This window comes from Hymenobacter gelipurpurascens, from assembly GCF_900187375.1.
Classification (GTDB): domain Bacteria; phylum Bacteroidota; class Bacteroidia; order Cytophagales; family Hymenobacteraceae; genus Hymenobacter; species Hymenobacter gelipurpurascens.
In genome coordinates this window covers 107,536-130,564 of record NZ_FYEW01000004.1, presented here as the reverse complement: position 1 = coordinate 130,564, position 23,029 = coordinate 107,536, and the positions used below count along the sequence as shown (strand labels likewise).

The window sequence follows — 23,029 nt, the reverse complement described above, 5'->3', positions numbered from 1 at the left end:
TGTATTAAATATAAATTATAATTGTTGATAATTAACTGAGGTAAGATGCTTACGGTGCGACGTTTATGTACCCCGCTTGCGTTGCTCCCCCTTGCCACATAAGCCCGTCGTCCCTTCCACTCTTCAAGGCGTTGCTGCCCTCTTGATTCAACCATATGGCACCACACCAGGAAAATCAATCCCAGAAGACGTGCTTCGTCATAATGGGATTTGGGAAAAAAGTCGATTTTGAAACTGGGCGGACCTTGGATTTGGACATGTCGTACCAAAACATGATCAAGCCGGGGGTGGAAGCGGCTGGGTTGCGCTGCATTCGCGCCGACGAAATCGTGCATTCCGGCCTGATTGACATGCCCATGTACGAACTGCTCCTCAGCGCCGACGTGGTAGTGGCCGACCTGTCGACATCCAACAAAAACGCGTTCTACGAACTGGGCATCCGGCACGCGTTGCGCCCGTTCACCACCATCATCGTGGCCGAAGACGGCATCAAGACCTTTCCCTTCGACGTGAACCATGTGGCCGTACGGCAGTACCATCACTTGGGCGAAGACATTGGGGCCAGCGAGGCGCGACGTTTCCAGAAATTGCTGACCGAAGCAATTCAGCAAATCTTGGCGAAGGATCCTATAGAACAGGACAGCCCGGTTTACACGTTTCTGAAAAACCTGACGCCCCCCGCGCTGCAAAAAATGCAGGAAGCCATGCGCAGCGCTGCGACTGCGGCAAAGAGCCTAGAGCCAAAAACAACACCCGAGGGTAATGAATCCGATGGGGCCGACAACCCGACGCACCGGGCGCTCATGGCCCAAGTAGGTGAAGCAAAAAAAAAAGAGAACTGGTTGGAGATGAAAAGACTACTGGAAGTGGTGCGCAAGACCCAGGCCAACAGCCGCAAACAGCTTCGACAAGCGGCAACCTTCGAGGCGAGTTCGGAAGACCAGGAAGACCCCTACCTGTTGCAGCAGCTGGCACTGGCTACATACAAAAGCAAGCAGCCCACCGAAGAAGCAGCCTTGCTGGCGGCTCGCAGTGTGCTAGCCCCGTTGGCCCCGCACACCACCAACGACACCGAGACCTTGGGCATGTGGGGCAGCATTCACAAGCGTCTCTGGGACTTGACTAAGCGTACAGCAGATGTTGTTTCATCTAAGACCAATGGGAAGGAGGATAACAACGCATTACTGGACGAAGCCATCCGGGCTTATGAACGCGGCTATTACCTACGCAACGACCACTACAACGGCATCAACTTCGCTTTTTTGCTCAACAAGCGGGCAGCCGAATCGAAGGTGCCGGCTGAGGCCATTGCCGATTACGTGCAAGCCCAACGGGTACGAAAAGAAGTCATTGAGCTTTGTAATCAATCGCTAGCAGTGCAGACTTTTCCAAGAACGCCCGAAGTCTACCAATCGAAGGAAGAACAGCAGAAAGAGGCTGCCGAACGGTACTGGGTGATGGCCAGCCAAGGAGAAGCCTACTTCGGCGTGGGTTTGTTTGAGGAGGCCAACCGCATTATTCAATACGCATATGCGATTGCCCCGGAACCTTGGATGAAAGTAACCACCGAGGAGCAGCTGGCCAAATTGCGTGTCTTGTTAGCGAATGATCCTTTGCGCTTTATTACACCTTTGAAGCGAATACCTAAGTGTAAGCTTCCCAAAAAAGGCAACTGAAAAGAGTATGCTTCTTAACGCATCATATTGGCATAATTCAACACAGACTGCTCCCAAGCTTAAAGCTTTGAAATTTATGCGCAATTATTACAACACCTGCATACTGGCTTTCATCTAAACAACTTTCGCATTTGAAATGCAAGGTGAAATACGCTATTTAGTAACAATATTAGAGGAATTGCTACTACTTGTGATATTATGAAATAGAGGTAAATTAAATATTTTATAAAACTTGATGGAAAATTCAAATCACAATTTGACGGAACTTACGTTTGATGAAACGATTGCATTAGCAAAACTATATTCAAAGAATACTCCGCGAAAATCAGTATTACTTGGTTACACACTCATAATACTTTGGTTGTCTTTGACCTCTCTTACGTGCTATTTTTTGATAAAATTTTCACTATTTTATAATATTAAACTTAATTATTTCTCTTTTTTATTAATTTTTTTTGTATCGATTTGCCCATTCTTTCAACTACTTGAAGCAGGAAATAAATTGCTTAAGAAAAATGGCCTGGAAGTATTACAAAATCGACATTATGGATTATATTTAAGACGTATTACTGATGAGTATTGGGGAGATATTTTAAAATGGGGCTTTATAAGAACCCCTGAAACTAATTTAAGTAGTTTACTAAAAAAAACTGCTCCTCTGATTGCTCTTGGTAAAGAATCAGAAGAAATGGCATTTGGTGGATACCGCCTCTTTATAACTGACGCAAAGTGGCAATTAATAGTTTATAATATTATCAGATTCTCACATTACATCGTTTTAAGATGGTCGAATACTGAAAATTTAACTTGGGAAATAATAACTATAAGGAAAGTGTATAATCCACTGAGATTTATATTGTATTTTGAAGAAATTGATTTAACTGATTTAAAGCGTCTAAATGATTTAAATTTATTCGAAGAAATTGTTATTGATTTTACAACGCAATTTATTGCTTTTGACAAAAATTGGAAGCCTTACATACCATATTTTAAAAAAATTAAAAAAAATGAGATATACTTTCAGCTAATGGAATTCGTAAAGACTAAATTTTTAAAAGAACTTGTTTAAACCTGTTATTTTTTTGGGGGGGGGGAGTAGTCTAGACGGTGTTATGAACCTGCGAGAAAATCCAGGGGGGGGGCGCTTTAGAGCGTGTTTGGGATTGAATAGGGAGCTAATAAAAGCGACTTTTTGATCCGAAGCAGCTCCAATCTATTCGCTGGAAACGCGGTTTTGTGACCCTCCGACCTGTAGGCTTAGGGGCTCCGGAGTTTTCACTTCATCACCATGCTTTAACCGGCTGAAAAGAGATGATAATGGAAAGTATTTAGCGCACCCATTCTCGATAGTTGCAGCCGTAAGCATAGTTGGCACAGCCGTAAAAGGTCCACAGCTTGTCATTCGTAGTCCCGCTGCGCTTGTATAGATCAGCGGTCACACACACCGGACACTTCTTCCGGGAGCTATGGTGGTCTTCGCCCTCCAACTCGGTGATGAACTTTGATTTGGCAGCCGGATCCGTCACGAGAATCACTTGCTCTTTGGCTCGAGTAAGAGCCACATAAAATAGCCGGCGCTCTTCCGCATTCTCATACTGGTCCGCACCGCTGAGCAGCAAACTCAACACTGGGTCATCGGACAGCTGCGAGGGAAACCCAAACTTGCCGGCATTGCAATTAAGCAGAATAACCACATCAGCTTCCAGCCCTTTGGCTTTATGCACGGTCATAAACGGTAGGTGTAGGCGTTGGGCTTGACCTAGACTATCCTGGTATGCATAAGAAAGAACCTGACTAGCGGAATCCATCGAGAAGGTACGGGCCGTATTCTTGATGCGCTTCCAGTCAAAGGAATATCGGCCTAACAGCAACAACTCTTTGCTGGCAATCCCGGGCAACTGCGCGATCAACTCCTCCAGGATCTGTTTTAGCACTAGCGTGTCGTCCTGCTCTTCAGATTCCTGGTAGACGATCCGATAGTCCGTTTTCTTGCCTGCGCTGGCACTTTTCAGCTTCTTATTCTTCTGACGCGGGTTCTGGGTAATAAAGGCACTAGAAAGGGAAATCAGCGGCTCATGAAACCGATATGTGGTCTCGATAGCCGACGTAGCACTAACCCCGAAGTGGTCGCTGAAGTCCGTGAATAGGCTGATATCACTGCCGGCGAAACGGTAAATGGATTGCCAGTCATCACCAACGCAGAAGAGTTTGCACGATGGATTTCGGGCCTGTATAGCTTGGATGAGTCGGGCGCGGCCCTTCGAGATATCCTGAAACTCATCAATGATGAGATACTCGAACGGCTTGTTATAGGCTCCGGTAGCGATATACTCAGTGGCCTTATTAATCAGGTCGCTAAAATCGATTTCCCGCCGGTCTTTTAAGTGCTGCTGGTAGCGCGCGTAAATAGGGCCCACCAGATCCAAAAACCGGTGATTGCGCTCCCGTTGGTGTTCATGGGCGGTAGCCTCATTCTTTTTCCGCAGGTCCTCCAGCGAAACATTGTCAGACTTCATCAAGATGATGAAAGTTTGCAACAGGGTGCTGAAGCCTTTGACTTCCTCCGCAGCCGCCGCGGAAATGATCTCCCAGATGGCCGCGGGGGATTTGGGCTGCAACACAATTCCCTGCTGGGCTAAGTTGGCTTCCAACTGCGAGAAGAGGGTGTTCTCCTGCTTCTGGTAGCTGTAGGATTCCACCAAGGGGGTGCCGTACTGCTGGCTGGTCTGGCGTGCCCACTCCATCTTGCTGCGATATTGCGCGCTGGCAGCCTGCCGGGACTGCCCCGGCTGGGCAAAGAAGGCGGGAACGTTGCCCTCCCGGTCGATGCCGAAGTGCTCTAGATAGACTCTTTTCCCCCCTTGCGTGAGGGTAAAATCTGGCTTCCACTGCGCGTACTCGGAAGAAGCCGTGTCATGCTCGTAGGGGGCTTCATACTGATACTCCACGCCGTGGAAAAGCAAGAAGTTGGCGATCTGACACTCTTCCACGCTTTTGACCACTTCCTGCTTGTAGGTGGTCCGTCCCTGGAACGTTTTGCCGACTGTTTTGTAGGAGCGGAAGTTGTGGTCCTTTAGGTGTTGAATGTACTGGCCTTGATCTTGAAATTCCTCATTGGGCTTAGCCGGCTTGAGGTAATGTTGGAAGTAGGTCGTCACCTGCTCGGCATACGCCGGCGTCTGCATGAGCTCGTTAAAGGCCGACGTGATGAAGGTTCCAAATTGGCTATCCGCATACAGGGAGGGCTGCTTGCCTTCCACGGCACAGATAATATCCTTCCCGAATTTGTGGAAGGTTTTGGGTACTAGACTGTCCAGGCCCAGGCGGGCAGCGAGGGTAGCGGCCGAGGCCTTGGTGAAGGAGATGAGCAAGATATTCCCCGGAGGGGTTTGATAGCGCTCCAGCACATACTTCACCTTACCAATGATGGTGGTTGTTTTTCCCGAGCCTGCGCCGGCCACGACCAAGCTGTTGGTTTCATTGCGTACAATGGCCGTCCGCTGCTGCTGATCTAAACTGCGGCCTTCGATATGGCTGAATAGGGAATCGTAACGTTCCAGTTCCTGTGGGATGAACTCGGCGTTATATGCCTGCCGCAGCTCCTCGGCTCGGCCGTAATGCTCTAGGAAGGAGTGAATGGTGGCTTTTTCTAAGGAAGACAGGGTGGTATCGTGATACGCGACACCACTGACCTCGGCGAAGGCCTGCTGGTACTGCTCTTTCCATTGGCTGAGGGCGTAGTGATCGAAAAAGCCGGAGGCAACCGTGGTCTTCGTTCGGAAGGTGGCCTCCGCTTGCTCCAGCGGTACTAGCCAGACACGCAGTTTCAGGGTCCGGGCATCTCGTTTACGAACGGATACCTGCCGGCGGTAGCCTCCGTACCCCAGCAGCAACACCACTAGGCTCCACGGCGCATAGGAGAGGGGGGAAGATGGGGGAGGGGTGTTGGATGCTTGATGTGTGGTGGGGCTCTGCCTTTTAGCGCAACTAGCCAGCCGACAAGCGCGACGGCCTACTCGGCGCGCTTTGGCGACGGTAGTTTGCTTCAAGGAGGTAGAGCAGGTGTTCAACCCTGGGCACGCACGGGTATAGTGATACACCTGGCTCTGGCGGCTCTGGCAGAGATACACCGTGACGGCTTTAGGAGCGGCAGTCGCGGTCGTTTGGGCGATAGATTCGGATAGCGGAGCGTTAACTAGCAGAGCGACTGCTAACAAAATATAACGAAGCATTAACACGCTAGTAGCAGTTAAAATAGGGTAAGGTAAAAAGCTTAGAAAGGTAGCAGGACACAGCTAGTAGACCAAACTACTAGGAAGAAGGCAACTGACGGTTCTAGTATTCTGTCCTAATGAAACGCCGACTAGTGAAGCCCAAATGGACTTCACTAGCACCTGGCAGAGGTTACAGGACATCGTTCAACCCTGAGAATTCTGCGGTGGCTTTGGTACCTGTATACGCCCTGTTTGGCTATTCCCTTAAAGGCCTATCACAGTTAGCAGCTCTCGTTCTACTTCCCGCCAGGGTTGGTCCAGGTTCACCGTTTCCACACGCATCTTATGGTCCGTTCCCGCTACCTCATAGCCGAAGCGGTACGCTTTTACCGTTACCGGGTAGAGCAGAATGGCTTCCAGCGGAACGAGTCGCTTGGCTGGCTGGCCGTGCTGGAGGTACGCATATAGCTGATACAAGTGAGCAGAGATAATCCGCTCTCGGGCATGGTGTCGCACGAGGGCCTGCCGGTAGTACTTACAGTCTAGAATAATTTTGCCCGTAGCAGCCGTTAAGGATACGTCGGTCCGCATTACGGGTAACACGGCCTGGGAGGCTTCATCCTGAGCCCTAAGCCCCCAAGTTAGTTGCTCGGCCTGTACGGAGTAGACCTGCTGCTTACGGTGATAAAAGTTGCGCACAAACCGCTCAAATAAGCGAGCCATTTGCGCTTCGTTCCGCGCAAAGTCCTGAAACAACCGCTCCCCCGTTTGTTGGCTCAGCATCGCCTGCTCGTGCACGAGCTGGCAGACACTCAGGAGCAAGCCATAATGGGCGGTGTTGCGGTTGAGCCGTACTTGCTCAAATATGCGCAGGTCCCGCACCGGTTGCAAGGGCACGTCGCCTAGCCGGTAGTATAAGGCGCGCAGCTCCCGGGCAAGGGAGCGATCCAACTCGTCAGCCGTAAACAAGCGATACAGCGTCGCTTTGAGCAGGCGATTGGGCAGCGTGTCGTGACTAAGCTCATCGAAGGCACACCAGGCCTGCGCTTTAGGCAGGGTCTGTTGCCGGATTGAATCCGCCAGTAGTAGCTTGCCTCGCAAGCGTCCCGTTAGCTCTTCGTGCTCTACATACTCCCGTGCCAGCCCTCGCTTCAGCAGGTGGGTAGTGCCCTGGATCAACACCCGCGCCAATAGCTCGAGGAGGCCATCTTCCGCCTCTGCAGTAACCGCTACCTGGTCCGCTGCTTCCAGCTGATCCCAGGCGTAGACCAGTAGATGGTACACATTCTGGACGGGGATGCTCACTGGCCCAACAAGGCTTGCGCTTCCCGGTCTGCCCGTTTCAAATCATCAAACCAATATTCGCGCAGCGTCGGGGCCAGCTCGTGGAGCACAATGTTCGGCCACCACGCGTCCACCCCTTCGCCATTGGGTTCAGAGCAGAAATAGCTGTGGCCAATGGTAAAGCCCGCCCCCAAGTTCTTATCGTCTTTGATCAGCTCATTGAGTCGCTTGACCCGCTCAATAGCAGGCTTGCTGATAGCGGGGGATACCCCTAATCCTTCAAGGTGCGTCACCAAGCGTTCACTCAGCACGGGCTCTAAATCCACGAAGGTAAAGCGTCGCCGCAAGGCATAATCCACCATTGCCAGCGAGCGGTCGGCCGTATTCATGGTCCCAATCACGTACAGGTTTTTGGGCAAGTAAAAGGGTGCTTCCCCAGGCCGAGGGTACGTTAAGGGCACGGCGTACTCGTCGCCCCGCTTATCGGTTTCCAGCAGTAAGAGCAACTCGCCAAAGATCTTGCTCAGGTTGCCGCGGTTGATTTCATCAATGACGAAAAAGTAGGACTGCTCCGGATCGTGCTGAGCCCGCCGCACGAAGTCTAAGAACACCCCATTCACGAGTTCGAACCCGCCTTTGCCGTCCTGGCTAGGCCGCCACCCCCGGATAAAATCTTCGTAGCCGTAGCTCTGATGAAACTGCACCAGTTGCACACGCTCTTTGTCGATGTTGCCCATCAACAAGTAGGCTAAGCGACGCGCTACAAAGGTTTTCCCTACCCCTGGAGGGCCTTGCAAGATCAAGTTCTTTTTGCGTTTAAGCGCCGCCAGCATATGGTTCACGGTAGGTTCGGCCATTAGCAGTTCTTGCTGGGCTTCCGCCCAGGTGTAGGGCGGCAACTTGGTGGCTAACAGGCCCTTCGCTCGGGCAACCAAGGCCGTGAATTCTGCTGCGGAAAGCTTAAACAAGCTTCCCTGGTTGCTGCGCAGAGGCTCGGCGTGCGCTAGCTCCGGAATCAGCAACAGCTCGTCGCGGGTGAGTTCATGAGGCAAGAATTCCTTTACCCGAAAGGAGATGACTTCGGCGCCATCCTCTCGCTGGTGGGCCGCTTCCGTTATTTCTAAGAGCGCTTTTACGCGTTTGATCGGGCTGGTTTCATAGCCCACCAATAAATCACCCGGCTGCACCGCCTGGAAGTATTTGTAGATGTTGCGCTTGTTCCCGCGCTCATTATGGGTGGTGTAGGACTGCTCTACGCCCACCGCCACATCGCCTACCCGCCAGTACTCCGGGTTGATATTCAACCACCACGTTGCGGCGTTTGGCTCGGGCTGCTGGTAGTCACCTGAAGGCTCCTGCATGTGGGCAGGTATCTCCGGTGCAAAAGCCTTACTGGATGGAGTACCAGGTTGTACCCCATCCAGTAAGGCCAACGCCAAATAAGCTTCGCACATGGCGTGCAAATCAGCTTGAAGGTACTCCTCCGGGGGAAGGGAGTGCAGCTCGTACTTGCACCCAAACGCATGGCCGGCCTCATAATCCCTGGGTAACCGATTGTTAGAGCCCAATTGAATGGGAGTAGCCTCAAACCGCTCAATTAAGTCGTGTACGCGGGCTCGGATATCGGCGGCTCTCTGCTGCAAAACTTCGTGCGCTTTACGCCCAGCCTCTTCCCGGACTTTCGTCGTGCCTTGGGTTAAGGAGAGATACACCACCGGCTCCGTAGCGCTAAATAGGTACACGATATAGTACCCCGTCAACGCACTGGACGTGACAGGAGGATAAAAGACCGCTATCCATGGCACGGCGGACCAATTTCCCGCTCCTGGACTGGAAGACACTTCGAACTTATTCGCAAGTGGCCCTAAAGCGTCTCTGACTGCTTTAGGAGCCATTTTCCGGATATACTCGCTAGTTGTATTCCCCGCAAATACCGTTTTGCGAGCAGCCGGTAAATCAGTGAGGATAGTGGAAAGCGCTTCACGAAGCATAGTGGTGGGGATAACGAATAGGGTTGCTGAAGTAGCAAAGGAGTAAAGATCGCTAAGTAATGCGATCGCCAGTTTGCAAAAATTGAACTTTTTGTGGACGTTACAACGAAATTTAGGCTTGCTCTTAGGTAAAAACTACTGGCAGAGAAAGCCCCCTTTTAACTATTCCACTTCCCTATGAAGATTCTCTCGCCGCATCACATTAGCAGCGAGCTGTTAGAGCTCATCCATTCCGCTAAGAAATACCTGGTATTAGTATCGCCCTACGTCAACATCACCCAATGGCCGCAGTTAACCTCTGCCTTGACAGCTGCACTTCATCGTGGGGTACGTGTTGAAGCCTTCGTACGGTATGACCCAGACAATGCTGTGAGCTGGGAGGAATTGGAGACTCTAGGTATTCGCCCTCGATTAATCACGAACTTACACGCTAAATTCTACTTCAACGAAACAGATGGCTTGATTTCCTCCCTGAACTTGCTGAGTAGTTCCAATGCATCCGCTTTGGAGATTGGCTGCAAACTGGAAACGGAGTTGGAACTCCAGGAACTCCAGAATTTTGTAAAGCGCTACCTGGTTCCACTGGAGCAAGCGGATCGCCCTAGTGAGGATGACCTATACCTGAGCAAGGAAAAGTTTATGGTTGTGCTGGAGCATTACCTTCAGCAAGTCACGCGAACCAATAGCAGGGTTAGTTATCAGCATAACCAATTTAAAATTCGCTCAGGCGACAATTATTTTGATCTGTTGTTAGACAAGGTCAAAAATTTAGTGGCCATAATGGCCTTCTTATCTCATGATGAAAAAGAAGAATATGAGAAACTAAAGAGTCAGTTTTTCAATGTCCCCGGAATTTACTACGACTATAATGCGGGAAGTAACGGCTACAGAACTACCCTAGTGGGAGAGCTAGACATGCGGCTTTCTACCACCTATCTAGACAAGTTACGGGTGTCAGAGAAGAAACAATTACTAGATGCAATAGCGCAGTTCGTGCTGGATATCTTGGCATTCAAGGAAGCGGTATATGCCCCTAAGCGAGCGGCCGCTGCAGAACAGAAAAGGGCTTGGGAGGCGAAGGAAGCGGCGAATCCAACGAAAAAGAAAGGGTTTGCCTTTTAAGGTAACAAAGGTTGAACATGGTGCTTAACCTGGCATTGCGCTTATCGTATCCCAATCGTTTTTTATATGAAGGCCATTTCCGGTGAACAGATCCTTGCCACGATCCTGAAGCACGATTCCAAGGTAACTAGTTACAAAATCGCGCTTCTACGTGCCCTCAATGATCTGGTGCTCCTATACCCTGACTTGGCCGCGCATGGTCGGGACGTGGCGGTGCCCTTATCCCGCATAGCTGAACTGTGGATGGCGTATTACTGGCCCTTCACTGATGCCCAAGCGCCCATTTACCAAGGTGCCCGTGCAGTTCGGGGGGAGACCCTACGGCAGGAAATCAGCTTTCGCCCAGCTCTTACGGCCCTGCGAACAGAATGGCAACGCACAGGCCAATTGAGCTCACAAGCTGCAGATGGTTTCTTTCTACTGACGGAAATGCGAACGCCCAGGCGGCGAGCCACCTACTCGCTCGCTCTGCTACAGGCCTATAATACAGCCGTAGAAGCGATTGCTTCCGCAGTGAAGATGCCGATTCAGCATGCGGGTCCCGGCCACTGGACAGTCTTCGCCAAGCCTACCCGTTTTAATCAACTACCCGCTGGAGTACTAACCATTCCGGGGGTTAAGCCACAGGAGCTATGCGTCGTGGTGCCCTCCACCTTATGGGAGGCCTTTCATCGATTGTCCCTCTATGTGGAGGCACTCTGCCTCCACGAATGGAGCCTGTTCACCGAAAACGTGGCGCAGGAAGCCAATCAGCTTATTACCCGAGGACACGTTTATAATTTACTTACCTCCCGTCCCGATAACCGTCGTCCTCTTTCCTGGGAACGCAACCAGGTCGACCTCTTGCTCCATGAACAGGTCCACTTTATTTGTCCTTGGACGCAAAAACGCCTTACCCAGCCGCAGCACTACGACCTGGACCATTTGCTCCCGCTCAGTGTGTACCCCGTGAATGAACTTTGGAATCTGCTGCCGGTGGACCGGCAGTTCAACCAGCATGTAAAGCGCGATCGAGTACCCGATGCCACACGTCTTTTAGTCGCTGAGCCCTGGTTGGCTCAGGCATACGCTATGTATCAGAAGTCGGCTCCTCTACGCAAAGCCATGTTAGAGGATGCGTCTTTACGGTTTACCGGCCTCATTTTGGACGGGACATATGCAGCCCAACTAGCCCGGCATGCGGTTCATTTCATGGAAGAAGTGGCCACGGCTCGTTACGTTTCACGTTTTTAAGATCCGAGACTTTATATCCGTTATCTTTTATAGAACCAAGTACTGCGCCGCATTGAAGCGCTTGACATCATCAAGGCGAGTATAGCGCTCAATCATGGCATCGGTCTTTTGCTTCGTCTGGTTCTTTATTGCCTTATTGGACTGGCCCGCTTCTACCGCTACGGTCACAAAGGAAGCCCGCAGGGAGTGCGCCGAATACCGTGGTCCCAGATGGCATTGCACCAGATCATTCACACTCTGATCCGAGAGCGGTGCGGTACCAGGCTGCGCTGCCCACGCCTAACTGCGCGTAAAGAGCGGTCAGGTGGTGCGCCCTAAGCAAGCCGTCCATTCCTGCACGGGTGATTTTCAGAATCTTACCTGTGGGGCTGCCAGTTTCTCGCGGCGAAAGGCACCCGTAAAACCTAGCAACAAGAGGGCCAGATACCGTAAGCCGGTAGGCGTCGTGATATCCATGGCTCGAACGGCCTGCTTAAGCTCCGCCACAGTAAAAGCTGGCGCCTGCTGTTGCCGCTTCGGGCAATGCCATCGAGCACAACCTGCAAGGCTTCATGACCGGTGGGCGAGAGCTTACCGGCCAGTTGATGGAGCTTGGCAATGGTGGCCACATGCCGGCGAATGGAGGCCAGCTTCATTCCGCGGTCGGACATCTGCGACACGTATCCGGCGACCGTAGTTACCTCAGCGGGAAGGTGGGTGACGTGGTAGTGCTTACAGTAATCATGAAAGCTGCGCAAGTCCGCCGTGTAACAGCGCTTGGTATTCAGCGCTCCTTGCAGGCCCGCCTCGACATGACTACTGACGGAAAAGGGAAGCTCGACCAAAGAGTGGTTGCGCATTGAAACGAGGAGGGGCAACGAAGACCCATTTCCATAAACTCCCCATTTGTGCGGAAAAGTACCAGGTTTAAGCCGAAGTACTAAGAATCTAGTTTAAGTACTAATGATCTTAAATCATTATAGAAACATACGCAAAAAGGACAAAGGCACACTAATGAAGCGTTATCTCACCTTTCTCCTGTTTAAATGCCCCATCATTTAGCCTAGAATACCGAATCTATCTTGGTATCGCGTTAGGATAGATTCATCCTGAACTATTTCTTATACTGCCCAATCGCAGAATGCAACCGCTCAAAAAGTCGAGTACGCAAACTCACTGGAGCCAATACCTCTATATCATCCCCGAAGCTCAAAAGCAGCGTTTCCAGTTCTTGGGTTGGCACAACCCGAAGACTTATCTCAATTGTCTTAGTAGTCTCGGCTTCTAGGCGTTGGCTTGGATGCAAGGGTTTGGTGCGTACATATTGTCCTCTTCCTGCCCGGAACCGCAGCACTATTTGCTCCATCACGCTGCCATTAGCTGGCACCGATACCCCGACTATGTCCGCAAATCGCAGTTCTATATCGGCCGGTGGTTGAACATAAGGGACTTTTGGGGCAGGTGCTAATGCTTCGATGCGGTCTAGGGCGAAGTTGCTTAGACCTGGTCGCACCGAACCCTGCCCAATCAAAAACCAGCGGTGATTATACTGCTTCAGCAAGTAGGGATGCACAAAGGTTTCGTAAGCTTCAGGCGCATCGAACGGACGGTAGCGTATCGACAGTACCTGCCGCGCTCGAACAGCTTGGTAGAGCGGTCCCAAGAACTGTGCTCCAGCATAGTCTGGCACCTGTTCGAACCAAATAAGCTGCCGCAAGGGCTCCACTTCGGGGCGCGCCTGCAAATGCTCTTCCACCCGCTTCACAATGTCCCCCAACTCCTCGCTGAGCCCCAGCCCCCTAAACTGTTGCAGCATCGCTAGCGCTTGTCGAAGCACAGGGGCGTCGTCACTAACCAAGGGACTATTCCGGATGGAGTAAGTTGGGTCTGAATAGTAATAACCTTTGGCTTCTCGGTCGTATTCAATTGGCGCTTCGTAGCCGGTCATACCACCCGGACGCATCTGCTTGATGTCCTCCTGTACCTGACGCTTGCTGATACCATTTTCCCGACCTACCCCAAAATCAGCCATCCTTTCGCTTATAAATTCCATTAAGGCCTCTATAGGCCATGGGCGTTGCCGACGAAGTAGACAGTCATCAATCCAGCCGTAGCGGGCGAATGCATTTTTATTGACGGGCATATTTTTTGAAATTCTTTTTGACAACGCAGAAAGACTGCATTCGAAGCTAGTTGGTTTGTAGCATGAACCAACCCGCTACCCCCGCTGCCGCTCTTCCAGTTGCCCAAAGTACGCACGCCTTCGCCCCAGACATGTTGCTGAATGCTACCATTTGCCCGCGTTGTGGGGGTAGCGGCCACTTGTCACATTATCGCCACGTCGAGCGCGGTCGGTGCTTCCGTTGCAAAGGGAGCGGCCAGGTACCAGTTTTGCGGGCCTCCTGATCTAATAATAGCTTTTTTTATATCAGTGCAGATAGACTGCATTGCTGCCTTCCACCTTTGCATCCTGCCTCCCGACCGAGCAACTGCGGTATTCTTGTCGCATTCAGCTTACTTGCGGCAGCAATTGAAACCACCGACTGCCGAACTGCGGTAGCCGCTCGCTCTTTGAAAGTATCTGCGTCAGGGCTTTTGACCCCGTGCGGCGTTGCGCCGCGCCCGTTTTTACAACGGCAGTAATGACACTTTCCGGAATTGATTGATTTGAGTTACGGGATTGTCATTATGATTTCTGAATTGGTAAATATCGTTTATCAGTTATCTCTTATGCATTAAGTATAGGACATGAAAATTCCCGGCAGGTACTTTCAATCGAGCAAACTGTTTGTATTGCTTGATTTCCACTATGTCTATTCCTCCATCTTCATCTAACACTAATGGGAACGAACAGCCTGCAAGCGTACCGGCAACGAAGGTTGACTTAACAGCAAGTTTTCAAAAGGTCACCGATGTCCATCAGTTGGCTCGAGTGTTGAATGTTGCACTAACGTTAGAGCTGGCCGAAAATCCCGAGCATAAGGACAAACCCATTTCGGCTAAGCTGCTCAACTATTACGCTTACCACAAAAAGGAAACGCGTTACCGCACGTTTCGGATTCCGAAGCGTACCCGCGGTGAAGTACGCATCATCAAGGCCCCCGACCGGGGCTTGTTGCGTTTGCAGCGGCTGTTACTGTCCTGTCTCACTGCTACTTTTACTACTAGCCACCCAGCCTCTCACGGCTTTGTGCTTGGCCGTAGTGTCCTCACCAATGCGCAGCCGCATGCTGGCCACCGCTTTGTACTTAACCTAGATTTACGTGACTTCTTTCCCAGTACCTCCATTGGGCGAGTAGTTGCCGTGCTGCAATTGCCCCCGTTCAGCCTCTCCAAAGAAGGGGCTTACCTCATTGCCAATCTTTGCTGCGACCAGGGATGCCTGCCGCAAGGTGCCCCCACCTCACCACTACTTACAAATGCCGTTTGTCAGCGCCTTGACCGTCGTTTGCAGCAGCTGGCTACCCATCACCGCTGTACCTACACCCGGTATGCCGATGACCTCACTTTCTCTTGCAACCGCCCTGTTTTCCGCGACCGTTTTCATCAGGAGCTGAATACCATTATTACGGCGGAAGGGTACCAACAGAACGAGCAGAAACAACGACTCCAAACACCTGAAATCCGCCAAGAAGTAACCGGCATCGTGGTTAATGAACGCCCAAACGTACCCCGCGAGTACGTGCGACAAATCCGCGCTATGCTGCATAATTGGGAAACCAGGGGCTACGAAGCCGCCACATCTACTTTGCAGCAGCATTATGCCACTAGCAAGGCCCACGCTCGCCACCGGGGCAATGTGCCAAAGTTGGAGCGGGTTCTGGCGGGAAAAATTGCTTATTGGGGAATGGTGCGGGGATGGGAGGATGTAAATTATATTTCGAGCTTACTAAAGCTTAGAAAGTTGACTGACAAACAAAAACGTCATGAACGATATACTTGACAAATTTCGTGCTCGTCTAACGGGAGCCATTGCAGAGTTAACCTCCGTTCAATTAAGTTATGACTCCTTAATTCAGGGGGTTGTAGGCGTGCAAACAGATTACTTTTTCATTGATAATAAAGCTAAACGAACTGAATTAGAGGAGTTGTCTCGTCAAATGAATTTGCATCTTAATGGGGTATTTATTAATACACCCCGTGAAAGATTTGACATTATTTGTCGTCTTGCTCATAAGCAAATGGAAGGAACTTTAAAATTCTTTCTATTTAAACGGTTCAACGGCATTAAAGACTCAGAAAAAGCTCTTCAGGATTTTAAAGCAGCTTATAATCAGAAAATAGACGCGTATAACCAGCGGAATCCTCCAAAAGAGTGGAGTAAAATAAATCCTACTAATTGGAAAAACGTAACGTTTTTTCAATCCTATACTTTTTTAGGGATGTTAATTAATAATGAACAATGGTTAAAGGGTATAAAAATACTTAATGAATATCGGAACACTTTATCTCATTTCGGTTACTTTGAGGAAGTTGCTAAAGCAAGTTCGAGAGACAGTAATTTCAAAAGATTTGCTTCCGAAATGCCTGTTTTATTTGTCGTTGACTTATTGGAGGAGACCCTAATGCTTGCAGAATTACAGCTTTTAAAAAAGAGCTAATTAATTGTTTTCATGATTCTTACTGACGACCAGCGTAATGCTCTAGCTAATTTTAAAAGCTTTTTAGAACACCCGCAGGAACCGTTGTTTCTGTTACGGGGGTACGCAGGCACAGGTAAAACAACCTTACTCAAAAAGCTGCTGTCAGAATTAACGCAACCGGCCGTGCTACTTGCTCCAACCGGCCGGGCAGCGCGAGTGATGACGCAGCAAAGTGGCCAGGAGGCCAGCACCATCCACCGGGGTATTTACAACTTTGAGAGGCTGAAGCGTCTGCAAGCCGAGAATTCAGCGGACGATGCGAAAAAGTCATTCAAATACTTTTTCGACCTGGACGCAAATAATGCCCCCGTGGGCACGGTATTCGTTGTTGATGAAGCATCGATGGTGGGTGATGCCTTTAGCGAATCCGAATTTTTTCGCTTGGGTAGCGGGAAGCTGCTGAGCGACTTACTGCGCTATGTGCAACCCACGCCGGCTAATCGCTACAAGATATTGTTCGTAGGAGACCGGGCACAGCTGCCGCCCGTGGGAGATAAAGACTCGTGGGCGCTCGACAAGCACAGCCTGAGCACCCGCCTCGGTGGTGCAGCCGTCGGTGAATTCGAGTTGACCGAAGTAATACGCCAGCAGGCCCATAGCGGTATTCTGGCCAATGCTACTGCCGTACGTGAGTGCCTGCATCGACAAAACTTTGCCAGCCTACGTCTTAAGCGTGCCTCCGACGTGCGCGACGTAGCCCCGGGCCAGGCACTGTCTACCTACCTAGCGGCAGGCGGCGGGCCCAAGTCACTGCCCGACGAGGCCATCATCATTACCTATTCCAACAATCTGGCCCGCGGCTACAATCAGCTTGTGCGAGAGCATTTCTATCCGGGCCAGGAAACCGTAAGCGTGGGTGACCGCCTTATCATTACGCAGAACAATTACCTTGACCAAGCTAACTCCTTGTACAACGGCGAATTTGCGGAGGTCCTGGAAGTTCAAAATTTCTTTTCGCGCACCATCCGCATTTTCGTGAATGCCGAGGCTGTGCGAGTTCAGCTCGTATGGCGGTCAGTACGCCTCCGTATAATCCGGCCCGATGGTTCGACCCACGAGACCAATCGCCTCCTGCTCGATGACTTTCTGATGAGCCGTGACAACAGCCTGCGTTCGGAGCAAACCAAAGCCCTGTACGTAGACGCCATTCAGCGGTGGCGCGACAAAACCGGCCATGACGAGCACCATGCTGAATTTGGCGATTTTCTAAAGCAGGATATTTATTTTCACGCCATCCGAGCCAAGTATGGTTATGCCATTACCTGTCATAAGTCCCAAGGTGGTACCTGGCGCACCACTATGGTTGACTTCCAGGGGTTTTCAGGTCAGCGTCACGCTCATTATTTTCGGTGGGTTTACACTGCCATTACCCGGGCCAGTCAGCAGTTGTACTTGCTCAATGAAGGCGGTTTTGCTGCTTGGGATGGGATGAAGCTATTATTTGGACCAGGCAACACGCCTCCGTCCAGCCCGGTGCCACTTCCTCCTGCCGTTGTAGCGGCCCACACCGACAGTTACGATGAGCTGGAAGAGTTGGAACAACGGCTAAAACAACACACCCGCCCGCTTCCAATGCGGCGACTGCTGCGGCGTGTGGCAGGGCAGCTCAGCGACCATGCCACCGTAGTAGAGCAAGTACAGGGCTACCCTTATATGGAACGCTACACCATAAAGCGCGGAGACGAAACGGGACAGGTCGTGGTGGATTACGGCAAAGACGAATTATTCAAACAAGCCCGACTGCAAGGCCCCACCACTGCCCTGGCCCAGGAAGCCGTGACTTACCTGAATGCGCCACCACTCATAACTCTGGCTTTGCCTCCGATTGAGCTGGCTGCTGACACGCCACCCAGTCTTCAAAGCTTCATTGAGATGCTTAGCGAGCAATGCACAGCGGCCGAAATCATGGTCTTATCGATTGACATCAAGCCTTATGCCTATCACTACCATTTACAGGACAATAGTGGGCGGGCCGTACTGCTGATTAGCTTCAACATTCAGGGCCATGTGACCACCGTTCAACTGGCTCGACACAGCTCAGCAATACTGGTCGAAAAACTCCACCTCCTGCTCACGAATTTGGAATAATCTTTACGCTGTAGGCCGCTTCTGTGCTCTGTCAAGTTGGTGAATTAGAAGCTACTTACCGTTAGGACAAAGGCATCTTGGACGAGCAGCCGGCTTATTCACATGACCAGGCCGAAATGCACCTCGCGATGTTCTCTTGCATGCTAACATACGTGACCCAGCCTGATGCCCCTTACAAGGCACCGCCATTTTCAGTTCGACTAGAAAAAGTTAAACATAGATGGGTACTACAGTAAGCAGTGGCCATGGAGTTCAATAAGTAGATTATTGGACCCAATTAGGTGCTAAGGTGACCGGGGCAATGCGGCCCAGAGTCGGCTATATGCTAAGCCTCGCAAAGCATGCGGTTCCTATTGCTGCCCACTTGTGCAAATGGATACGCACTATCCCTTCTTTAAAAATTCGATCGCTTGCAGTCTACGGTTTCAGCTCAACGTCCTAACTGGCACGGTGGTGCCTTCGAACCCGGCGGGCGCCTAGTGGCCCTAGCTGTCGAACAAACCGCATACGGCTGCCAGTGGCTGATTGATGGAAAGCCAAAAGAGGAGAATGAATAGGCGGTGTTGAGTAAGTTAGTGTATAAATAAATCTACAATTAGACCCCAAACCATGCATTCCAACTTTGTAATGGCTGTCTACAGCACAGGTGAAGCTGTTAAACTAACGCTTGCCGAACGGCTGCCAGGAGCTGAGGTAATCGCATTTATCCATTGTGTTTATGATGCCCCCACACCTAGTGGAAAAAACCATTACTACTCTTATTCCTTATTTGATAAAAATTTCGAGCAAATTAATTCAAACTGCTTGGAATGGAATGGTTTTAAATGCCTTATAGCTAAGAAAGATAGTTGGTTGCCCCCTTTTCCAAGTTGGGGGAGTAATTATGAAATGAGGGTAAAAGTGACCATAGAAAAATCTGATGGCGACATTGAGATAATAAATTTAGTGCATACTAAATATTATGGAGATGCCTTTGTCAAGTTGTTTAAAATATTAAAAGCGGCAGATGAAAAGGGCAATTTAGCGGATGCAGTTAGGATCTTCAAAAAAGAAATCTGATTCACTAATGGCTCTCTCCTTCGACCGCCCGGCATATACTGAGATGTGCAGTCCCAGGACCGGATAACGGGTGTGTCTCTGTCATACTGTGATACTGTGTGCTTATTAAAGAGGGCCACGAATACTGCGTGCGAATGGTAATATGCATAAATTGAAGCGATGAGGCCAAGCATCGCCGTGACAATCCCAGAGCCCCTGCACCCTCTCTTTCCAGCTGGAGGGGTAGCGAAGCCGTAAATATTATGATGACCCTAGAAAAGCTTGTTAGAGATTTTCTCTACGAACCACATAAATTTTTCAAATACAAAGATCTTAACGGAAATGCTATATATAAAGAATTTGCATTTGATAATTATGAACATTATTTATTAGAGTATCTTGGATTTTTTAAAAGGATAAACACTTTAAAAGACGTTGTATCGTATGCCTGTTGTGGGGTTTTTGAAGTCACACGTGATAATCAAGTCTTTTTAATTAGGCACAATCATCAAGAGTATTTTATAGGGAACAATGGCAGTCATAGGGGCCTGCCTCTTGAGGATGGAAAAAGCGTTGTCAGAGTTGTACATACACGCTTAAGTGAAATTAAGGCTGTAGATAATTTTGAAAAATTATACAATATAATTAAAGAATGTAGTGAAACAAAATTGCAATTTGGTCAGCTGTCAATATATGATGCGGCAGTACGTATAGGGGCCTTCTTGGGTATAAAACCTGATTTTGTTTATATCCATACTGGAGTTAAAGCGGGTGTTACTGTGTTAGAAGAGTTGGGCTACACCAACGAGCAATTATCGAATAGATACTTTGCGCCTCTCAAAGAATTTCCTGTTGAAATGCATGAAATGACAGAAATTAGCGCAGAAAACTTTAGTTGCAAATCCAAAGACAAATTTAAAATGTTGCCGCGTAAGGGATGGATAGATAAACTGAATGAGTATCCCGCTGATTTATAGTTTAAACCAGCCAGCATAAGTATCTCTAGCATCAATGGCTACCGTAACACCTGCCGTTAACGTTTGCCTAATGGCACGTGGGTAGTCCAGTTAAAACGGACAGTAGGTTAAGGCAGGTTGATTTTGAAGTCGTGCTCAAATTGATTGGGCGACCGATTGTCGAGGACGGAATGGCGGCGGTCAAGGTAATAAGCGACTTCAAGTCGAGCAAGGGTTGCTACTGGGTAAGAATTCGGTTTTGAGCGTACTCCAGCCGGCCTCGGCCTGCGCTTTGTCGTAGGGGTGCCGGGTCGGCTGCAGCTGGGCACGGCCTGTTCTAGCGTCTAGCGTTGCCAGCGACCTAACTGAGCAGGCAAAATAACTTAGGCTACAGGCTACATCGGTTTGGCGCGCGCCGGCGGCTACCTGACGGACGCACTCAGCCTAAAAAAAGGGCGTATATATCTTGCGGGTGGTGAGTGGCCCCCCAGAATTCATTTTTTTAGTCATAGGCAATGTAAGGCTGTCCGTTTTAACTTGCTACTGTCAACCCTATCCTTTATAGCCCTAAATACTGAGCCGCATTAAACCGCTTGACATCATCTAGACGGGCATAGCGCTCAATCATGGCATCGGTCTTTTGCTTCGTCTGATTCTTAATGGCCTTATTAGACTGGCCCGCTTCCACGGCCACGGTCACAAAGGAAGCCCGCAGGGAGTGAGCCGAATACAACGGTCCCAGATGCCGTTGCACCAGATCATTCACACTTTGATCCGATAGTGGGGCGGTACCAGGCTGAGCTGCTCTGGACTTACTTCCCCGGTGCATACGCGTAAACAGCGGTCCAGTGGTGCGTCCCAGGCAAGCCGTCCATTCCTGCACGGCCCGTACAGGGCAGAAATCGGCGTTGGGTGCGTAAAACACGGCCTTGTCCTCTTCCTGTCCATACTGGTTTGTCTTGCTGCGGCGCAAATGGATCACGAGCGCATGGTGCGTGAGTTCTAAGTCCTCGACTTGAAGAGCCACCAGCTCTGATCGGCGAAAGGCGCCCGCAAACCCGAGCAGCAAGAGGGCCCGGTCCCGTAAGCCCGTCGGCGTCGTGATATCCATGGCCCGCACGGCCTGCTTGAGCTCCGCTACGGTAAAGGCGGGCGCTTGCTGTTGCCGTTTTCCCAGAATCCGGGCAATGCCATCCAGCACGATCTGCAGGGCCTCATGACCTGTGGGCGAAGGCTGACCCGCCAGCTGATGCAGCTTGGCGATGGCGGCCACGTGCCGGCGAATGGTCGCGAGTTTCATCCCACGGTCGGCCATCTGCGACACGTACCCCGCGACGGTCGTCACCTCGGCCGGCAGGTAGGTCACCTGGTGATGCTGACAATAATCCTCAAAGCTGCGCAGGTCGGCGGCGTACCCGCGCTTCGTATTCTGTGCTCCCTGCAGTCCTGCCTCGACATAGCGACTGACCGAAAAGGGAAGTTCGACCAGTGCATGGTTGCGGGTCGGAACCAGGACGGGTAACGAAGACTCATTTTCCATAAACTGCCGCTATTTCGGGAAAGTACTAGAATCTAGTAAAAGTAATAAGCATAGAATGTTAGTACCGATAATGCTCAATTGTCGGTACTAAGTTTACATCAAAAAACCGGCTTTTTGGCCGGATTTCCAACCTCGCTTTTTGCCGGTCGGATTTGCCCGGCTAGAGCCCGAGCTCCTTGGCCGAGTTGTGCTGGCGCACATTGTCGAGTCGGGTGTAGCGCCGGATCATCGCACTCGTCTTGTGCTTGGTCTGGTTCATCACCTTGGAGTCGTCGGCACCGTTGAGCTTGGACACCGTGACGAAGGAAGCCCGCAGCGAGTGCGCCGTGTACTGTGGACCCAGGTACTGTTGCACGATCAGGTTGGTGTACTTGGTCGTCATGCGCCGGGTCGTCACCTGGTTGTTACGCCGCATCGATACAAACACCGGACCTTCCGTGCGACCCAGCATCCGCAGCCAAGCCTGCAGCGACCGGATCGGACACAGCGCCGAATCCGGCGAATAGAAAATGGCTTTCTCCTCGGCTTGCCCCAGCTGGTTGGTTTTGCTGTGGGGCAGCGTTACCACCAGGCCGTCCTCGTCAAAGGCCAGGTCTTCGATGTTGAGCGCTTCGAGCTCTGAGCGGCGGAACGCGCCGGTGAAGCCGAGCAGCAGCAAGGCCCGGTTGCGCAAACCCGCGGGCACCGTGACATCGATGCTCTTGATGGTGCGCTTGAACGAATCGAGGGAAAACGCGGGCGCCTGCTTTTGGCGGGTCTTGATTTCGCGGGCAATGCCGCGCAACAGCACCTTGAGTTTCTTGTCGGCCGTGGGCGACTCCACGCCCGCCAGCTCGTGGGCCTTGGCAATGGCGGCGCCGTGCCGCTCGATGGTCGCGTACTTCTTGCCCGCGTCCGCGAGCTCGGTTAAGAATCCGACCAGTGCTTCTACCGAAGCCGGCAGCGCGGCGAGCTGGTGCAATGCACACCAAGTAGTGAAGCGCTTCCAGTCGCCGGCGTAGGCGCGCACCGTGTTGGGCGCCCCGCGCAGGCCGGACTCGACGTAGCGGTGGGTGGATTCCACCAGGTGGGCGGGCACCTGGGCGGCGGCCGGAGACTGAACGACGGGGAGCAGATTCTCAGTAGCCATATATATAAGGAGTAGCGCGCCGAAAAACGGAGTGAAATACGAATTTACGCTAAGGACCGATAAGAGAACCTTATCGGTCCTTATGTTTTTAACTTAAGCTGATAAGTGCACTCCTCAAGTGAGGATGGTAGTAGCA

The 23,029-nt window shown here is 50.9% G+C and carries 17 protein-coding genes; 9 read left to right on the top strand and 8 right to left on the bottom strand.

Annotated elements, in window-relative coordinates; translation table 11 throughout:
* Nucleotides 1-155: 155 nt before the first annotated feature.
* Both CFT68_RS20795 and CFT68_RS21665 read left to right on the top strand, forming a co-directional pair.
* The gene (locus CFT68_RS20795; RefSeq protein WP_141106660.1) at nucleotides 156-1,676 is read left to right on the top strand and encodes a tetratricopeptide repeat-containing protein; all 1,521 of its coding nucleotides are present in this window, start codon (nucleotides 156-158) and stop codon (nucleotides 1,674-1,676) included.
* A gap of 235 nt (nucleotides 1,677-1,911) precedes the next feature.
* Nucleotides 1,912-2,745: a hypothetical protein gene (locus CFT68_RS21665; protein ID WP_141106659.1), complete on the top strand. Its 834-nt coding sequence runs from the start codon at nucleotides 1,912-1,914 to the stop codon at nucleotides 2,743-2,745.
* Between the two features lie 259 nt (nucleotides 2,746-3,004).
* On the opposite strand, the gene CFT68_RS20785 is transcribed toward CFT68_RS21665, so the two are convergent.
* The 3 genes from CFT68_RS20785 to CFT68_RS20775 all read right to left on the bottom strand — a co-directional run bounded on the left by CFT68_RS20785 (nucleotide 3,005) and on the right by CFT68_RS20775 (nucleotide 9,165).
* Nucleotides 3,005-5,725, bottom strand: a complete 2,721-nt coding sequence (locus tag CFT68_RS20785) for a UvrD-helicase domain-containing protein (protein WP_170934883.1) — start codon at nucleotides 5,723-5,725, stop codon at nucleotides 3,005-3,007.
* A 429-nt stretch (nucleotides 5,726-6,154) separates the two neighbouring features.
* A complete protein-coding gene (locus CFT68_RS20780) occupies nucleotides 6,155-7,195 on the bottom strand; it encodes a 5-methylcytosine restriction system specificity protein McrC (protein ID WP_088845612.1) in 1,041 nt (346 codons plus the stop codon).
* Entirely contained in the window at nucleotides 7,192-9,165 is a 1,974-nt protein-coding gene (locus CFT68_RS20775) for an MrcB family domain-containing protein (protein ID WP_088845611.1), read from the bottom strand. The genes CFT68_RS20780 and CFT68_RS20775 overlap by 4 nt, the downstream gene beginning before the upstream one ends.
* A gap of 177 nt (nucleotides 9,166-9,342) precedes the next feature.
* Here CFT68_RS20775 and CFT68_RS20770 point away from each other — a divergent pair, with 177 nt between their 5' ends.
* Nucleotides 9,343-10,287: a phospholipase D-like domain-containing protein gene (locus CFT68_RS20770; protein WP_088845610.1), complete on the top strand. Its 945-nt coding sequence runs from the start codon at nucleotides 9,343-9,345 to the stop codon at nucleotides 10,285-10,287.
* A 66-nt stretch (nucleotides 10,288-10,353) separates the two neighbouring features.
* Nucleotides 10,354-11,520 (top strand): HNH endonuclease domain-containing protein, encoded by a 1,167-nt coding sequence (locus CFT68_RS20765; protein ID WP_088845609.1) that lies wholly within the window; start codon nucleotides 10,354-10,356, stop codon nucleotides 11,518-11,520.
* 27 nt (nucleotides 11,521-11,547) lie between these two features.
* On the opposite strand, the gene CFT68_RS21660 is transcribed toward CFT68_RS20765, so the two are convergent.
* The 3 genes from CFT68_RS21660 to CFT68_RS20755 all read right to left on the bottom strand — a co-directional run bounded on the left by CFT68_RS21660 (nucleotide 11,548) and on the right by CFT68_RS20755 (nucleotide 13,642).
* Nucleotides 11,548-11,754, bottom strand: a complete 207-nt coding sequence (locus CFT68_RS21660; protein WP_141106658.1) for a site-specific integrase — start codon at nucleotides 11,752-11,754, stop codon at nucleotides 11,548-11,550.
* Between the two features lie 170 nt (nucleotides 11,755-11,924).
* On the bottom strand, nucleotides 11,925-12,359 hold the full coding sequence (locus CFT68_RS21655) for a site-specific integrase (RefSeq protein ID WP_141106657.1): 435 nt from the start codon (nucleotides 12,357-12,359) through the stop codon (nucleotides 11,925-11,927).
* Nucleotides 12,360-12,613: 254 nt separating this feature from the next.
* Nucleotides 12,614-13,642 carry a helix-turn-helix transcriptional regulator gene (locus tag CFT68_RS20755; protein ID WP_088845607.1) on the bottom strand — a complete coding sequence of 343 codons (1,029 nt, stop codon included), beginning with the start codon at nucleotides 13,640-13,642 and terminating at the stop codon, nucleotides 12,614-12,616.
* Between the two features lie 666 nt (nucleotides 13,643-14,308).
* On the opposite strand from CFT68_RS20755, the gene CFT68_RS20750 reads away from it, so the two are divergent.
* The 5 genes from CFT68_RS20750 (at nucleotide 14,309) to CFT68_RS20735 (ending at nucleotide 20,245) form a co-directional block, all read left to right on the top strand.
* Complete coding sequence (locus CFT68_RS20750) at nucleotides 14,309-15,442, top strand: reverse transcriptase domain-containing protein (RefSeq protein ID WP_088845606.1); 1,134 nt, start codon at nucleotides 14,309-14,311, stop codon at nucleotides 15,440-15,442.
* The gene (locus tag CFT68_RS21645) at nucleotides 15,426-16,100 is read left to right on the top strand and encodes a hypothetical protein (protein WP_141106655.1); all 675 of its coding nucleotides are present in this window, start codon (nucleotides 15,426-15,428) and stop codon (nucleotides 16,098-16,100) included. Before CFT68_RS20750 ends, CFT68_RS21645 begins: the two co-directional genes overlap by 17 nt.
* A gap of 12 nt (nucleotides 16,101-16,112) precedes the next feature.
* Nucleotides 16,113-18,230 carry an ATP-dependent DNA helicase gene (locus CFT68_RS20740; protein ID WP_088845604.1) on the top strand — a complete coding sequence of 706 codons (2,118 nt, stop codon included), beginning with the start codon at nucleotides 16,113-16,115 and terminating at the stop codon, nucleotides 18,228-18,230.
* Nucleotides 18,231-18,839: 609 nt separating this feature from the next.
* Nucleotides 18,840-19,289: a hypothetical protein gene (locus CFT68_RS21640; protein ID WP_141106654.1), complete on the top strand. Its 450-nt coding sequence runs from the start codon at nucleotides 18,840-18,842 to the stop codon at nucleotides 19,287-19,289.
* 242 nt (nucleotides 19,290-19,531) lie between these two features.
* A complete protein-coding gene (locus CFT68_RS20735; protein ID WP_088845603.1) occupies nucleotides 19,532-20,245 on the top strand; it encodes a hypothetical protein in 714 nt (237 codons plus the stop codon).
* Nucleotides 20,246-20,783: 538 nt separating this feature from the next.
* Here CFT68_RS20735 and CFT68_RS20730 read toward each other — a convergent pair.
* Together CFT68_RS20730 and CFT68_RS20725 are read right to left on the bottom strand one after the other, a co-directional pair.
* The gene (locus CFT68_RS20730; protein WP_088845602.1) at nucleotides 20,784-21,764 is read right to left on the bottom strand and encodes a tyrosine-type recombinase/integrase; all 981 of its coding nucleotides are present in this window, start codon (nucleotides 21,762-21,764) and stop codon (nucleotides 20,784-20,786) included.
* 160 nt (nucleotides 21,765-21,924) lie between these two features.
* Nucleotides 21,925-22,893 carry a tyrosine-type recombinase/integrase gene (locus CFT68_RS20725; RefSeq protein WP_088845601.1) on the bottom strand — a complete coding sequence of 323 codons (969 nt, stop codon included), beginning with the start codon at nucleotides 22,891-22,893 and terminating at the stop codon, nucleotides 21,925-21,927.
* Nucleotides 22,894-23,029: the final 136 nt, after the last annotated feature.